The organism is Neptunomonas sp., from assembly GCF_041601355.1.
Classification (GTDB): domain Bacteria; phylum Pseudomonadota; class Gammaproteobacteria; order Pseudomonadales; family Balneatricaceae; genus Neptunomonas.
Genome location: NZ_JBFIIH010000038.1, coordinates 1 through 14,888, shown reverse-complemented (window position 1 = coordinate 14,888; position 14,888 = coordinate 1). Strand labels below are relative to the sequence as shown.

Annotated in this window: 14 protein-coding genes and 1 pseudogene; 4 read left to right on the top strand and 11 right to left on the bottom strand. The window is 45.3% G+C overall.

Features of this window, described 5'->3' with window-relative positions:
- Window positions 1-68: 68 nt before the first annotated feature.
- Entirely contained in the window at window positions 69-905 is an 837-nt protein-coding gene (locus ABY436_RS08225; protein WP_372738493.1) for a LysR family transcriptional regulator, read from the bottom strand.
- Window positions 906-1,086: 181 nt separating this feature from the next.
- Here ABY436_RS08225 and ABY436_RS08220 point away from each other — a divergent pair, with 181 nt between their 5' ends.
- The 3 genes from ABY436_RS08220 (at window position 1,087) to ABY436_RS08210 (ending at window position 3,580) form a co-directional block, all read left to right on the top strand.
- Window positions 1,087-2,826, top strand: a complete 1,740-nt coding sequence (locus ABY436_RS08220) for a SulP family inorganic anion transporter (protein ID WP_372738492.1) — start codon at window positions 1,087-1,089, stop codon at window positions 2,824-2,826.
- A 248-nt stretch (window positions 2,827-3,074) separates the two neighbouring features.
- On the top strand, window positions 3,075-3,365 hold the full coding sequence (locus tag ABY436_RS08215; protein WP_372738491.1) for a hypothetical protein: 291 nt from the start codon (window positions 3,075-3,077) through the stop codon (window positions 3,363-3,365).
- On the top strand, window positions 3,344-3,580 hold the full coding sequence (locus ABY436_RS08210) for a fumarylacetoacetate hydrolase family protein (RefSeq protein WP_372738490.1): 237 nt from the start codon (window positions 3,344-3,346) through the stop codon (window positions 3,578-3,580). Before ABY436_RS08215 ends, ABY436_RS08210 begins: the two co-directional genes overlap by 22 nt.
- Before the next feature lie 42 nt (window positions 3,581-3,622).
- On the opposite strand, the gene ABY436_RS08205 is transcribed toward ABY436_RS08210, so the two are convergent.
- From ABY436_RS08205 to ABY436_RS08175, 7 genes are all read right to left on the bottom strand, one after another.
- Window positions 3,623-4,273, bottom strand: coding sequence for an alpha-ketoglutarate-dependent dioxygenase AlkB (locus ABY436_RS08205; RefSeq protein WP_372738489.1), 651 nt, complete (start codon window positions 4,271-4,273; stop codon window positions 3,623-3,625).
- Window positions 4,274-4,301: 28 nt separating this feature from the next.
- Complete coding sequence (locus ABY436_RS08200; protein ID WP_372738488.1) at window positions 4,302-5,579, bottom strand: Y-family DNA polymerase; 1,278 nt, start codon at window positions 5,577-5,579, stop codon at window positions 4,302-4,304.
- Window positions 5,579-5,986 carry a S24 family peptidase gene (locus tag ABY436_RS08195; protein ID WP_090727489.1) on the bottom strand — a complete coding sequence of 136 codons (408 nt, stop codon included), beginning with the start codon at window positions 5,984-5,986 and terminating at the stop codon, window positions 5,579-5,581. The genes ABY436_RS08200 and ABY436_RS08195 overlap by 1 nt, the downstream gene beginning before the upstream one ends.
- A 74-nt stretch (window positions 5,987-6,060) precedes the next feature.
- Window positions 6,061-6,942, bottom strand: coding sequence for a phospholipase effector Tle1 domain-containing protein (locus ABY436_RS08190; RefSeq protein ID WP_372738505.1), 882 nt, complete (start codon window positions 6,940-6,942; stop codon window positions 6,061-6,063).
- Between the two features lie 29 nt (window positions 6,943-6,971).
- The gene (locus tag ABY436_RS08185) at window positions 6,972-7,280 is read right to left on the bottom strand and encodes a phospholipase effector Tle1 domain-containing protein (protein WP_372738487.1); all 309 of its coding nucleotides are present in this window, start codon (window positions 7,278-7,280) and stop codon (window positions 6,972-6,974) included.
- Between the two features lie 226 nt (window positions 7,281-7,506).
- Window positions 7,507-8,208, bottom strand: a complete 702-nt coding sequence (locus tag ABY436_RS08180; protein ID WP_372738486.1) for a glutathione S-transferase — start codon at window positions 8,206-8,208, stop codon at window positions 7,507-7,509.
- Between the two features lie 43 nt (window positions 8,209-8,251).
- Entirely contained in the window at window positions 8,252-10,501 is a 2,250-nt protein-coding gene (locus ABY436_RS08175) for a peptidase U32 family protein (RefSeq protein ID WP_372738485.1), read from the bottom strand.
- Window positions 10,502-10,947: 446 nt separating this feature from the next.
- Here ABY436_RS08175 and ABY436_RS08170 point away from each other — a divergent pair, with 446 nt between their 5' ends.
- Window positions 10,948-13,101 carry a glutamine synthetase III gene (locus ABY436_RS08170; protein WP_090726878.1) on the top strand — a complete coding sequence of 718 codons (2,154 nt, stop codon included), beginning with the start codon at window positions 10,948-10,950 and terminating at the stop codon, window positions 13,099-13,101.
- A 134-nt stretch (window positions 13,102-13,235) separates the two neighbouring features.
- On the opposite strand, the gene ABY436_RS08165 is transcribed toward ABY436_RS08170, so the two are convergent.
- The 3 genes and pseudogenes from ABY436_RS08165 to ABY436_RS08155 all read right to left on the bottom strand — a co-directional run.
- Window positions 13,236-13,520: a cation:proton antiporter regulatory subunit gene (locus ABY436_RS08165; RefSeq protein ID WP_372738504.1), complete on the bottom strand. Its 285-nt coding sequence runs from the start codon at window positions 13,518-13,520 to the stop codon at window positions 13,236-13,238.
- 15 nt (window positions 13,521-13,535) lie between these two features.
- Window positions 13,536-14,459 (bottom strand): annotated as a pseudogene (rimK, locus tag ABY436_RS08160) (30S ribosomal protein S6--L-glutamate ligase); the annotation flags it as partial.
- A gap of 81 nt (window positions 14,460-14,540) precedes the next feature.
- On the bottom strand, window positions 14,541-14,888 hold a 348-nt coding region (locus ABY436_RS08155; RefSeq protein WP_372738484.1), incomplete at its 5' end, for an ATP-dependent zinc protease.

Genomic DNA, 14,888 nt, shown 5'->3' with positions numbered 1-14,888 from the left:
ATGTTTGCATCTCCTTTTTGCCGCAGTGAGTTCAATCAGCGTCAGTAGTAGGTACTTTATCTATAAACCTAATGGAGCAACTTCAATAATTGCCTAATTAGATCATAATGTTCACCATGCAGCGAATAAGCCGCATAGGCTCTCATTTCAATTAACGGAGCATCTGTTACAGGATAAAGCCTTCCCTCTTTAATAAAAGAGACAACCACTGCTTCCGGCAGGTAAGCAGCCCCTCCGCAACTGAGCATCAATTCCAAGGCAATTCGACCACTGTTTACTCGAACGGGTGCCAGTGGGCGTTGTGGAAATAACTTTTCGTGTTGCCGGTTAAAAGCCGTTCCCCATTCCACTCTTACGTACCCTTTTGCAACGGCTTCATCCGGCAACTGATTGCCACAACTGGATACCAGCTGGAGTTTTACACTTTTTACTTCTTCCACTCTAAAGTCAGCCAGCTTTGGTTGTTCATACATGAACCCAATATCAATTAGGCCACGATCAAGCTTCTCAACAACCCGTAATGGTGTACTTTCTTCAGCCCTTAGCCCCACATTTGGCATCTGACTGTAAATATTACTCAGCCATTCTTGAAGAAAAATATCCCACAAGCTTGATACACCAGCAATAACCAGACGCTTATTCAGGCTTGCATTTAAGGCAATATCTTCGTATGCCCGCTCCCATGCATCAATAATAAATCGAGCATGGCGTTCCATACGCTCACCCTCAGGTGTTAGGCCTATTTCGTGATGGCTACGAATAAACAACGACAGCCCTAACTGCTGCTCCATCTGTTTGATGCGAGCACTCACTGTAGATGGCGCGACACATAGGTTATCAGACGCCTTGCCAAAATTTCGGGTGCGCGTAACTTCAAGAAAAGTTTTAAGCAGTAAAGTATCCATAATCAATCTTCAGCTTTTTTGTTCATTATAGCCAGTATTTTTCGCTTTTCAGCACACCGGATATTTATTAGTGTTTGCCTCTGCCATGTGGGTGTTCCAATCACGCCTGTAATCGTCAGCTTATAAGTCAAACAATTTAAACCGCCGGTTTTAAAGCAAACGGGCACTTTAGAGAATTACAATGAACCGATGGATACTGCAGCTGCTACCGTTTCTTGTTTGGGGACGACAATTAAAAATACAGAACATTATTGATGATTTGATGGCCGGTATAACCGGTGCAGTTATCGTCCTACCACAGGGAGTCGCCTATGCGTTTATTGCGGGCCTTCCTCCAGAATACGGACTGTATACCGCAATTATAACCCCTGTTATTGCAGCACTTTTCGGCTCCTCCTTCCACCTGATCTCAGGCCCAACCGCGGCTATCTCTATCGTAGTGATGAGCGTCGCAAGTGGTATAGGAGATCTAAATCTGAGTCAGTATATTGCCGCCGTGTTGACCATCACCCTGCTTGCAGGTCTTATACAACTAGCTCTGGGGCTGCTTAGAATGGGCGCAGTGGTTAACTTTATTTCCCATACAGTAGTGATCGGTTTTACCGCAGGCGCCGCGGTTCTGATTTCCGCCAGCCAACTCAAACACTTATTCGGTGTTACTGTACCCAATGGCCTTTCTTTTACGGAAGGCATGAACCAGTTAATCGGTCAACTTGGAGACACCAACCTATATTCCGTGTCTATCGGCATCCTGACGCTGGTTTCAGCCCTGATTGTCCGAAAGATCAATAAAAAACTACCGCACCTGTTAATCGGTATGTTGATAGGTAGCGTTAGCTGCCTTGTATTGGACGGTGCCAACAATGGCGTATCTCTGGTCGGAGCATTGCCTGGCACGCTTCCTCCGTTTTCAGTGCCTGACCTGTCGGTGGATACCGTTCAATCACTTGTCTCGGGCGCTTTCGCGGTCGCTCTCTTAGGTTTGATCGAAGCCGTTTCCATCGCCCGAGCTATCGCCATACGCTCACACCAACAGATCAATGGCAATCAGGAATTTATTGGCCAGGGGCTTTCCAACATTGTAGGCAGTTTCCTATCCTGTTACCCCGGCTCAGGATCATTCACCCGCTCGGGGGCAAATTATGACGCCGGTGCCAAAACGCCAATGGCCGCTATCTTTGCAGCGGGTATCTTGGCTCTGATTATCGTGACTGTTCCTGGCATAACCACCTACCTGCCATTACCCGCTATGGCTGGGGCTATCCTTTTGATTGCTTGGAACCTAATAGACTTTCACCATATCAAGCAGATTCTGAAAGCAAATAAGAGTGAAGCATCTGTTCTCATGATAACGCTATTATCTACACTGCTTATCGAGCTAGAGTTTGCTATTTATATAGGCGTTTTTATGTCGTTGGCCTTTTACCTTAGACGAACTTCTAAGCCAACAGTCATGGACGTAGCACCCATACAAAATCACACGAAACGATCTATTAAAAACATTAATCGTTACAACCTGGAACAATGCCCGCAGTTAAAAATCATTCGTATCGACGGCTCATTATTCTTTGGTGCTACCGACCATATACAAAGAAAGATTCGTCAATTAACCAACCACACAACCGAAGCCAACTTTATTTTGATCATCGGTAAAGGTGTTAACTTTATTGATGTAGCAGGAGCCGAGATGCTCATTCAGGAAATAAATAGATTAGAGCAAAAGGGAGGAGACATACTCTTTAGCTCATTCAAAGGGACGGTAATGGATGAGCTCGATAGGATTGGTTATCTGGATAAACTAAATAAAAAACGGTTTTATGAATTCCCTGAGTCTGCACTGAGGGAAGGTATCGAAAGATTAAATACGATACGTTGTCAAAACTGTACTGCCAATATATTTCGTGAGTGCCCCAAAGGATAGTGAGTGCATAGCTTTGATGCTTATTGAGCCTTCTTTCACCACCTTCACAGTCACGTTAAGCGGGAAAGCAATAATACACATAATAAATGATTACCTGAGGATGTAGCGTGATATAAATTGAACAGATCCATCACGTCGCATATCGCTGTAATGGCAAAAGAAACCATTGAGTTCTATCCGGATATGCTCAATATGGAATTAAATCTTTAGAAAGCTGCTTAGTTGCGCAGTCTGATATCGAATTCGAATTGCCGGCCACCATTGCTGACTACACCGATTTTTACACCTCGATTCACCATGCCACTAGCGTCGGTAAATTGTTCCGTCCCGATAACCCGTTACTGCCCAATTACAAATGGGTACCGATTGGCTATCACGGTCGTTCATCCTCGATCGGCGTATCTGGCCAGACCTTCCATCGTCCGCTAGGAGAAACCAAAGCGCCTGATGCTGAAGCACCATCGTTAGGCCCCTGTAAACGTTTGGACTATGAGCTTGAGCTGGGGATCTATATAAGATGGGTGATGCCATTGCGTTAGATGATAGTGATGACCACGTATTCGGCTTTTGCCTGTTTAACGATTGGTCTGCGCGTGATCTTCAGGCATGGGAATACCAGCCGTTGGGTCTGTATCATTATCTAACTTCTCTTATTCCTACTGGACCGTCGCGCAGCTGGTGGCGCATCACAGATATAGTAGGCGGTTATTGCTTAACGTACAAAACCGGACCATTGGACCTCAAGCCCCTTTAAAGGTCCTCATTGATATGGTGGGAAAACTAGAGAATTCACGGTTCACTCTTTTATCACAGTAATCGTTCTAAAGGTTAAATTCACTCTGGGTTCACTGACTTTTTTAGTCGGCGGTACGCGATGTAACCAGTGAGTTTGTGTTGTTCCTTTCATGACCAGCAAGCTACCGTGTTGCAGATCAATAGAGAGTGTTTCTTTAGACTGCTTGTGCTTTAAAGAAAACTTGCGCTCGGCACCCAAGCTGAGTGACGCGATCGCGCCGTTACGTTTCAAGTCTTTTTCTGCGTCACTGTGCCACGCCATACCTTCGTTACCGGTCTGATATAAATTGAGTAAACATGAGTTAAATGTCTCTCCTGTCAGCTGTTCAATACGGGCTTTGAGTGCCAATAGCTCTGTGGTCCATGGCAATGCTCGCCGGCTGATCTTCGAGTAGGTGTATTCAAACGGCTGGTCAGCGTACCACGCCACTTTTCTCTGGGTAACAATATGTTTACCAAAAATGACCGCTTCGTCATGCTTCCACTCAATATGTTCCAATAAGCGGCTTAAGTAGTTATCCGCGTCCTGTGGCGGTATTACCGGCCCGTAGTAATTGACGATGCCATCTTTGGGTAAGTAATTTTCAGATGGGTCAATCTGCTCATCAAATAAGTCATAAGATCGGTCATGAAAACCGGTTTTTTTTGACATGACGCTCTAGCTCCCCACAGAAAATTCATTAATCACACTCAAACACAGGCAAATCACTCAACCGAGTGGTGTACTGCGGCGATAAAAACGCACGCTTCATGGCAAACTTTTGCTCGATGCCCTGACCGGCCAAATGGACCGTATTGCGTCCATATTTAGCGTTGATCACGTCCAGGCATTTCATCAGTTCTGCATTATCTTTGCTGGTGTTAAACAGATCTCCCTGATAGTTTTTTGTACTCACCAGATCAACTAAACCTATACCACAACGATAAAACCGAACACCCTCTTTGTGGATCTTATTAATCACGCTGGCAATCGCATTGGCCATCACCCGTGAGTCACTGGTGGGTGTCGTAAAACGATGTAACACAGAACCACGATAATAAGCTTCCTGATCATGTGGTGAGCTACTGGCGAACACCATCATGGCACTGGCAAGCCCCGACTGTCGACGCAGCTTTTGCGCGGCGATACCTGAATGCGTTACCAAAGCGTGCCTGAGCGATTCTTTATCGGTAATACGCTGGCCGAATGAGCGCGTGGAATAGATTTGCTGCTTGGGAGCCCTTACGTCATCCCAGGATAAACGCACACTGCCGTTCAGCTCATGCACGGTATTTTCCACTAACACGCTAAACTGTTTTTTCATCAGCGCGGGCCTGGCTCTGGACAGATCCCATGCCGTATGAATACCGATATCACATAATCGCGCACTTAACCTGCGGCCGATACCCCAGACATCGCCTACCGCCATCTGCTTAAGAATCTGCCGACGCGCCTGCTCATTATCAATAACAGCAACGCCGCGATAGCCCTCTATTTTTTTAGCGGCGTGATTGGCTGCTTTTGCCAGCGTGGGAGTTAATCCCACGCCCACACCAATCGGTAATCGTACCTCTTTCCATACCGTGCGGCGAATAGCCGCGGCATGTGCCTGCCAGCCTTCTGCAGGCACATAGTCAAGCTGAGAGCCCGCACCATAATAGAGAAAGCATTCATCAATTGAATAGATATGAATGTGCGGTGCAAAGCGTTCACAGGTTTCCATCATCCGCTGAGACAGATCCGCATACAGCTCGTAATTAGAACTGCGAATCACAGCCCCCACCGCCGCCAGCTGATCCTTTACCTGAAAGTAAGGAACAAACTTTTTTCCTACGCCCATACGTTTAGCAATATGGCAGGCCGCACAAATACAGCCATCATTATTAGTTAAAACGACAACCGGCTTATTTCTGATCGAAGGATCAAACACCTTCTCGCAGCTGGCATACATTGAATTCACATCACAAAGCGCATACATCAGAACAGTCCGCGTTTCAGTGGCCGGTGAAAGCGTACCGAGCGTGTTACCACACCTTCAATAATAAACTCGTCTCCCTCGCTGAGCTGGTAATCCTTACAGCCAGGTGAAGACGATACCAGGCGTTTCTGTTTTATATCAGCAATCTTGCAGACAAACCCGCCATTTAAGGTTGCCACAATGACATCACCGTTAATGACAGTTTCTGCACGTGACACCACAAGGATATCATTTGGGAAGATACCCACGCCTTTCATAGACGTGCCCTCGACAAAACCCAGATAGGTCGCTGCCGGATCATCAATCAAAATCTGATCAAGGGTAAGCCTGAGTTCGGTATATTCGGCCGCGGGTGATTCAAAACCTGTGATGCCCGCACAAGCTCTAAGAGGAATAAAAGGGAGCATAATAAAAAAAGCCTATACTGTATGTATGAACAGTATAAGCTTAATTATTTTTCTATCAAGTGATGGTGGATCTATTATCCACTGTGCTGGTCGTAATCTTTCAGGTAATCCAATTCAACATTGATACCATATTTAAGTGACTCATACCCTTTGTTGTCCCATGGTTCGATCTCATATTTACCGCTGTTTATGATCTCTTGTACCCAAGGTGTGTAACGCTTACTGGCTACCGGCACATCATCGTTTGGATCGTCTGGTTTACCTATTTGTATCGGGCATTTCTGACCTATTCGCTCCAATACGCTGGCATGGATAATGGGTTTTCCATGTTTGTCATCATCCCAGAAAATTTCTCTGCTGATCTGATTGAATAAGAATTTGTCTGTGCGTGTCATGCGTGAGTCGTGGATCACTTCTTCTACATCTTGATTAAGCGTGACCCAGTTAAACGGATACAGCCTTAGCGGATGCGCGAGTACCTTATCGTCGGTGGCTCTGTCTATCATCCAGCACAAAGGAATATCAGAAACGCCACTTTGCTTATAACCACCACCTACATCGGTATGCACACCGCTGAACCATACTTGCTTAACGGTTTGTTTGCGGTCTCTGCCTTTCTGCGCACTGGTGTCGCCGTCTCGTGGATCTGTCATTACGTTTCCAAGAATCGACTGACCATTTTTCATAGTTTGCCAAGGCAGTAATTCAAAAGCGTCGCGCTCCTCATCAATCGACATGGCGTGATAGGCGTGCTGGACGCGGGCGCTGAGCTTGAAGTCATGAAAGGAGTTTTTGAAATAAGGTATTTTATCAAAGAAAGCGTTGACCGCTTTAACCGGTACGCCCAGTGCTGCCGCGGTGTCCCACACACCCAGAAAATCGATATTGCAAAACGTCGTATTGTTACGTTCGATAAACGTCCGTGCTGCCTCTTTGCGCTCGTCAGGATCAGAAATACTGTAAATATCCTTGTAGGCCTTATGAGCTAACTCGGGCCGTGAATGCCAAACAGTGAGATAAAGCCGGAAAGGCTGCGTACTGTGGCTGCACCACGGCTGAAGCCAAAAAGAAACAAACGATCACCCCATTGATAATTATCAGAGATAAATTGATAACAATCTAAGACGTTTTTATCAAACCCGGCACCCAGAGCATTGCCTGTTATTTTCCTGACACCGGTACCTAATCCACGGTCATAAAATGCAATTTGCGCGTTGGTACGGTTTTCAATCATGTTAAATAATTTGTATACATTGGTGTTGTGTTTTTTTTCCTCCCTCCTGGCCCGTTCCATCTGAAAAAATCACAATGTTCTTGCCGGTTCCCGCTGCGCTATTTTCTGACATCGACTTTCTCCGAATCTTATTTTTATTATGTGGCGAGTAATCGATTGACCATTAACCAATGATGCTAATGTTTACAGCGTCTTCGAATATTCCCCAGCTCATGATCGTTTCCCTGTAAAAGAGTATCCGCCCATGAGTAACACCTTTAAGAGAGGGTAGCCAGGCGTTTATGCTTTACTCACCCAAGACAAACTCTTGATGAGTATCTAGCCACAGCGGGTATTTGAACATGGCTTGCGCATAGAGCCTGCTTTGCAACTGATTGTTTAGCCAGTGCTGTAGGTGAGTATAAGGGCCGTTTAAATATAGCTGTCGATTCACTGTAGAGAACTGCCTGACAAAAGGCAGTAACGCATAATCAAGCAGGCTCGGGGTGGCACCCATAAAAAACTCGTGTTGCGCTAAGCGCTGCTCCAGACGCTGAATAAACGGTTCACATGCCAGGCGATATTGCTCTTCGGTATCTTCGTGGAAACGCTTGGCGTGTTTGTATTGTTCCAGGCTGGGCTTAAACTGCTTGTCATTTTCTTCAATGATTTTCAGCATCTCTGGCAAAGCATCCGGATACTGAGAACGGAGTAAATCCTGCGGATCGTTGCGCTTCAGCGCCCATAACATAATATCTAAGCTTTCATCTATAATGCTTTGATTATTAAGACTTAAATAAGAATTTTCGGCACCATAGCCGGCTTCAGTTTCGGTTTCGAGGACTAAAACAGGCACTGTGCCTTTAGGTGATACCGCCAGCATTTCCGCTGGTTTATTCTTCATCACGATAGGCCGCAGCATGACGCGTTGCCGGGCTAATAATATCGCCAATCTTGCACGCATCGCGTACGGACAGTTCTGTAATGAGTACAAAATTGGCAATGCCATAACTATCTCAAAAGCCCTTCATAGCACTCCGCAAGCATGCGCCTTACAAGCCCTGGCTATATTGTGCGTTGGTGGATACCGTAATCATACTGCTCAACTGCTGCTGTGCTTGCTGATCACCCTTTAAGAAGTTCTCAAAGTGCGTTACTAACTGCGCTTTGTCCTGCTCCGCTTTAGAACCCGCACCAATATTTGTCAGATCGATAAAGAACTCATCAAACTGGTCAGCCAAATCATTGACGATGTCAAAGTTCAAGAACTGCTCGTCGTTATAGATGCTGGGGTAACCGCCCTTCTGCTTATCAATGGAAAAAGAAATACCCTTCACATTGGTAATCGTGGTGGCTTTTTCGCACTTAAGCATACAGCCATCTTCGATACTGGGCTTTTTACAACCAACGGTTTGCTGGAAGAAACACTGACGACTGGTCATCATCAGAATCGGGTGATAAATGCTGTAAAGCATTTTGAAGTTATCCGGGCGTGCAATGTTTTTGATTTGCATGCGGTTAATTTCGTTAGAAATAAATGCCCCGGCACAGTTCAACTCTTCTTTTAAGGTTAATAATGCATAAGAGTTAGTTGTATTTAAGAACGGACCAGCTATCCACTCGATGCCCATTTCAAAAGCTTTGTAGGCAACGCCGGTATTATTGCTGACAATACGCGACGGACGAACCTGTTCGAGTAGTCGCACAGACTCGTCATAATCTTTACCAATGAGTACCGCTGGAAACCACGGAATCAGGCGAGGATTGTTGAGGAAAATATCGATGTGTTTGTTACAGTCTTTTTTCCAGCTTTCCGGCAATTTAAAATACACATCAGCGTCTGTCAGATCACACAAGTGCATATCTTTTACATCAGCAATTAATATCGACATGCCCGGCTTGCTGGTGGTTTTTTTATGACTCGGTAACGGCGCTACATCAACGTGCGGAATGATCTCGACTGAATTGTTAAGCAACAAGGCTGCCTGGTTTTTCAAGCGTGTCAGCTCTTTGAACGGTAAACTGACATCATCACTCAAGCCACTACAGTCAAAAGATTGAATAGTGTAATCGCTGCTGGCAAAGTTTTTAAAGCGCTTTTCCAATACTGTCTGATCAATAGGTAACTGAGTCACGGCAGCCAGCTGCGATTCTGTGTGCAGCGTATAGACTTTGTCGTTGTCACCAATGGTCATGGTTAGACACAAAGGCTCATTCAGCTTACCGGTAAACGCTAATGCCAAGGGTTGCCTTGCGATACTCAGGTATTTGATTTTTTCAGCCAGTTCAACGCCAAGATCATTTCTCTGGGCGTAAAGTTCCTCTCTCGCTTCCTGGACTTGAACCACAGAAATGGCATTACTTTTTTCAACCGCGTGGTGAACACTGTAATCACGAGGATTGTCGATAAACATATCCTTAGTGAGATTGCCTTGTAAAAATGAGTTGGTAAAGTCGCGGTTAAAAACGCGGTGCAAATTAGAATCGTCTGCTAAAAGCTTACCCGTCTCGACAAATTGGTCGACCTGCTTGCGCCAGGTATCGACCACGGTATACACGTAGTGTGCGCCTTTAATGCGACCTTCTATCTTCAATGAGTCGACCTGCGCATCGACTAACTGCGGCAGATCAAAATACGCTGAGTTATCTTTCAAGTTCAGCGGGAAGCGATTACCCGCCGCGGTTATCTCATATTCATCGCGGCACGCCTGGCTGCAACGGCCACGGTTACCCGAGTTACCGACACTCACTGAGCTGGAATAGCATTGGCCTGAGAAAGCGATGCATAATGAACCATGAACAAACACTTCTGTGAGTACGTTGTGCTCGTGCGCCACAGCCGTTAAAGACTTGATTTCAGCAAGGTTCAACTCGCGAGATAAATTAACACGTGATGCGCCGATTTTTGCCAGGAACAGAATTTGTCCTTCGTTATGCGTCGTCACCTGCGTTGAAGCATGAATATCGAGCGTTGGAAAATGTTTCTTAACGAGGTTAAAAACCCCCAAATCCTGCACTATGATACCGTCAATGCCTGAGTTAACCAGCTTATTCAGCAGCTTGATCATTCCCGGTATTTCATGCTCAAGGATGACGACGTTTAAGGTCAAAAACACTTCGCAATCGTATTTATGCGCTAAGCGTAAGATGCCTGTTAAGTCTTCAAAAGAAAGGTTAGTTGCCCGGTTTCGGGCGTTAAAGGTATCTAAGCCACAATAAACGGCGTTGGCGCCGGCAATAACGGCAGCTTTAATGGCTTCAACATCCCCACCGGGTGCTAATAATTCAATCTTTCTACTCATGTGGCAAACTCACTTAATTCTGAAAACAACGCGACAGGCGGGGTAACCCGAAATTTTAACGGGAACGCGTGAGTAATGCTATGGACAGACAATAAGAGATCCGCTTATTTGTATAAGATATTACCTGCTGCGCTGTAATTATCATGTAGGATCCCGAAAACCAAGATCTGTATAAAACATCCTATAGCGATCAAAAGCTATTACGAATAACAATTAATACATAAGATAACGCACCAAAGTAATGCACCAAAGTAATGCACCAGCCCCATGTTAATGCAGGCAGATATGGGCGAAATCACACTTGCTGGTCTAAAGCCCAATTGAATTATTGAAAGACTAATAAGAAACAATGAAATTGTTACTTTCACCGCCTTTATGTATTCTGGCAAGTTTTTTGCATTTAATTTTAAAAATTAATGCAAAAATTTAGTATCAGGGGAAAGTGAATGAGTGGTAATGAATCGCGTTTAAAGGCAATTTATGAAATTACTAACACCGCGCCTATTGAAGCAAAAATGACGGAGCCTTTGAACAAAATCTGGGCAAGCGATGTTTTTGGTTTGCGTCAGATGGAAGAATCATTATCAAAAGCTGCATTTAAAGCTATCAAAAAAACAGTAGAAACAGGTGCCGAGTTAGATTCTGCAACAGCCGATGTGGTTGCAGCAGCGATGAAAGACTGGGCGATGTCTAAGGGCGCTAAATTCTTCTCTCACATTTTTTACCCTATGACCAACGCCACTGCGGAAAAACATGATGGCTTTATCGTCACAAATTCCGACGGCGCAGCTATTACCGAATTTACTGGCAGCCTGCTAATCAAAGGTGAACCAGATGGGTCATCATTCCCAAATGGCAGCTTGAGGATGACCAATGCCGCCCGTGGTTATACTGCCTGGGATCCAACCAGCCCAGCTTATATCATGCACACAGCAAATGGGGCTGTGCTGACTATTCCTAGTGTATTTATTTCCTGGACGGGTGAAGCACTCGATAAAAAAATACCGTTGTTACGCTCTAATGCCGCGATGAATGCCGCCGCGCAGAAAGTATTGTCTTTAATGGGCGAAACTGACATTGCAACACTTAACTCAAGCTGTGGTGCTGAGCAGGAATACTTTTTAATAGATGAAAACTTTGCCAATGCCCGTCCGGACTTACTGTTAACCGGCAGAACATTATTTGGTGCCCCATCACCTAAAGGTCAGCAATTTGATGATCACTACTTTGGTGCCATCCCAGAGCGTGTTCAGGTATTCATGCAGGATTTCGAAGATAAGCTATACCGACTCGGCATCCCTGCTAAAACACACCATAACGAAGTAGCACCAGGGCAATTTGAAATTGCACCCTACTTCGAATCAGCTAACATAGCAGCTGACCATCAGCAGCTGTTGATGACCGTTCTGAAAAACACCGCTAAAAAACATGGATTTCTTTGCCTGTTACATGAAAAACCTTTCGCTGGCGTCAATGGCTCAGGTAAGCATGTTAACTGGTCAGTGGGTAATAGCACACAAGGTAACCTGCTGGACCCTGGCAACACACCAAATGAAAACCTGGACTTCCTATTGTTCTGTGGCGCAGTTATCCGCGGTGTTCATAAGTTTGGCCCATTGCTGCGTGCTGTTATCGCTACAGCATCGAACGATCATCGTCTGGGTGCGAACGAAGCACCTCCGGCAATTCTTTCTGTGTATCTTGGCGACCAGCTTGAAAAAGTATTTAATGATATTAAAACAGGTGCCCTTCACGTTCCTAGCGACGGTGGCACTATGGATTTGGGCTTGTCACAAATTCTTAAATTCAAGCGTGATCCGGGCGATCGTAACCGTACATCACCTTTTGCATTTACGGGTAATCGCTTTGAATTCCGTGCGGTAGGCTCACAACAATCCGTATCGGGTCCGCTAATAGCGATGAACACCATGCTGGCTGATTCGCTGGAATGGATTGCTGCAAAACTAAAAGCTGAACTGGATGGCGGTGCAGAAACTCCGGCAGCTGTATTTGCGGTCATAAAAGAAATCATGGAATCACACGGCAATGTAGTATTTGGTGGGGATGGTTATTCTGCTGAATGGCATAAAATGGCTGCTGAAGAACGTGGTTTGAAAAACCTGCCGACATCAGCTGAAGCGCTTCCTGTCCTTAAATCACCGGAGGTTGTTGAATTATTCTCCAGCACTGGTGTTTTATCGCCTGTAGAACTGGCCAGTCGCTTTGAGGTGTATGCCGAACAATACGTTTTAGCGATTGAAGTTGAAGCTAAACTTGTTGTCGAAATGGCAACAACGATGATTTATCCAGCCGCTGTGAGCTATCTATCGACGTTGGGTTCTGTTAATGCAAAACTGATAAACTCACCTGCGGATGCTGTCACTAATGCAGCTAATGCAATGATGGCATCGGTTGATAAATTAACCACAGCCATAGAAAAAGAAGAGTTTAATTCTACAGAAGCACATCTGAGCTTTTTAGCAGGGGATGTTTGCGGTCTGATGCTTGAAGTGCGTGCTGCTGCGGATGCACTTGAAGGTCTTGTTCCGGATAGTGTGTGGCCATTACCGAAATATCGTGAAATGTTATTCATTAAATAATGACGTAACGCGCCTCTGGATCACAGGGGCATTCTCTACCCTTGCAACACGGTGAGCCTGATAATTCAGGCCACCATGTTTTTCGTTTTAAGAGCCTGAGTTAAAAACTTCTGATCAGGCTGCCCGGAAAAAAACTAACCTTTAGTCTTGGCATTATCGTCACTTTTTTGCTCAGGTACATTCGTTTGCAAATCCGAAATTTTTGGTTCACGGCGGCGTCGGGTTTTAGCCGGCACCATTCCACGCATGGATTCAAGCTTACCAAAACACAGCAACTTGTCGTTTGATTCCAGAATGCGATCTTCACGCGGATTTGGGATACTTTTAGCGCCTCGGTATAAGGTAAGGATATTGATATCCTGTTCGCGTAAATTGGTTTCTTTTATACTTTTTCCAACAAACTTTGAGCCTTCAGGAATAAAGATTTCACTGACACCGTAACCTTTGCTGACCGTGAGTCTCTGTCGCACATCTATTTCAGGGAAGTCCACTTGGGCTGCTATATAATCAATAACGGCACCGGCAACATCCAGCCCTGTGCAGGTTTCAATTCCTTCCAACCCCGGCGATGAATTAACTTCCATTATTTGAGGGCCGGTTTTACTTTCAAGCATATCCACACCGGCAACACGCAGCCCGAGGATTTGAGCCGCTCTTACGGCTGTTTCTATATATTCTGGTGAAAGCTCTACGGCTTCGGCTACCCCACCGCGATGGACGTTGCTGCGAAACTCCTGGCCTTGGGCGACGCGCCGCATCGCAGCGACTACCCGGTCACCGACGACAAATGCTCTTATGTCTTTACCTTTACTTTCTGCCACAAACTTCTGAATTAAAACGTTTTGTTTCTGGCTTTGTAATAGCTCGATAATCGATTCAGCGGCGGTCTCTGTTTCCGCCAGAAGCACACCAATACCCTGAGTCCCTTCAATTAATTTGATAATAACAGGGGCACCACCAACGCGTTTAATCGCGGGTAACACGTCTTGTTTATCACGCACAAAGGTGGTTCGTGGGATGCCGATATGATGTCGGCTGAGTATTTGCAAACTTCGGAGTTTATCGCGTGAATTACTGATTCCGTGCGATGTATTCGCACAAAACACATCCATTTCCTGAAACTGCCGGACGACAGCGGTACCAAAATACGTTATCGACGCACCAATACGTGGCAAAACAGCATCGTAATGGCTTAAGGGCTTCTGCCGAAAATAAAGATCGGGGACACCTCTCTGAAGATCAATAGAAAACTTGAGTGTATTTAATACCTTAACGTCGTGGCCACGCTGAAGAGCGGCCTCTTTAAGGCGCATCGTACTGTATGATTTTGGTCCGCAAGATAGGATCGCGAGTTTCATGTTTATTGCTCCGGTAATTGTCCGTATAACGCTACATAATTAGAGAGTCATGCCCAATATTCGTTCATTAGTCGCTTTTATTCATACGGATTCATTTTCATTCGATACGAGGAAATCATGACTCGGATCAACCAGTATTCGATCCTTCATCGCCTCTCGCCCTAACAGCATTAAATACGTCATTGTTGAACGATCGGTTAGCGTTAGTTGAATCGGCCAACTATCCTGCCCAATTTTAATGGTCGTGTTAATCACCACTCTTTTTTCTTTATCGGCGGATGAGCTTTTCACGACTTTTTTAGCTTGCAATGGTGCGGTAGTCGTCACTATCTTTTTGACATTATGAATATCAGGATGGATATCAAACCGGACCCAGCGCTTTTTCTCTTTTACAAATTCTTCAATATTATCGACGTGTAATGATGAGGT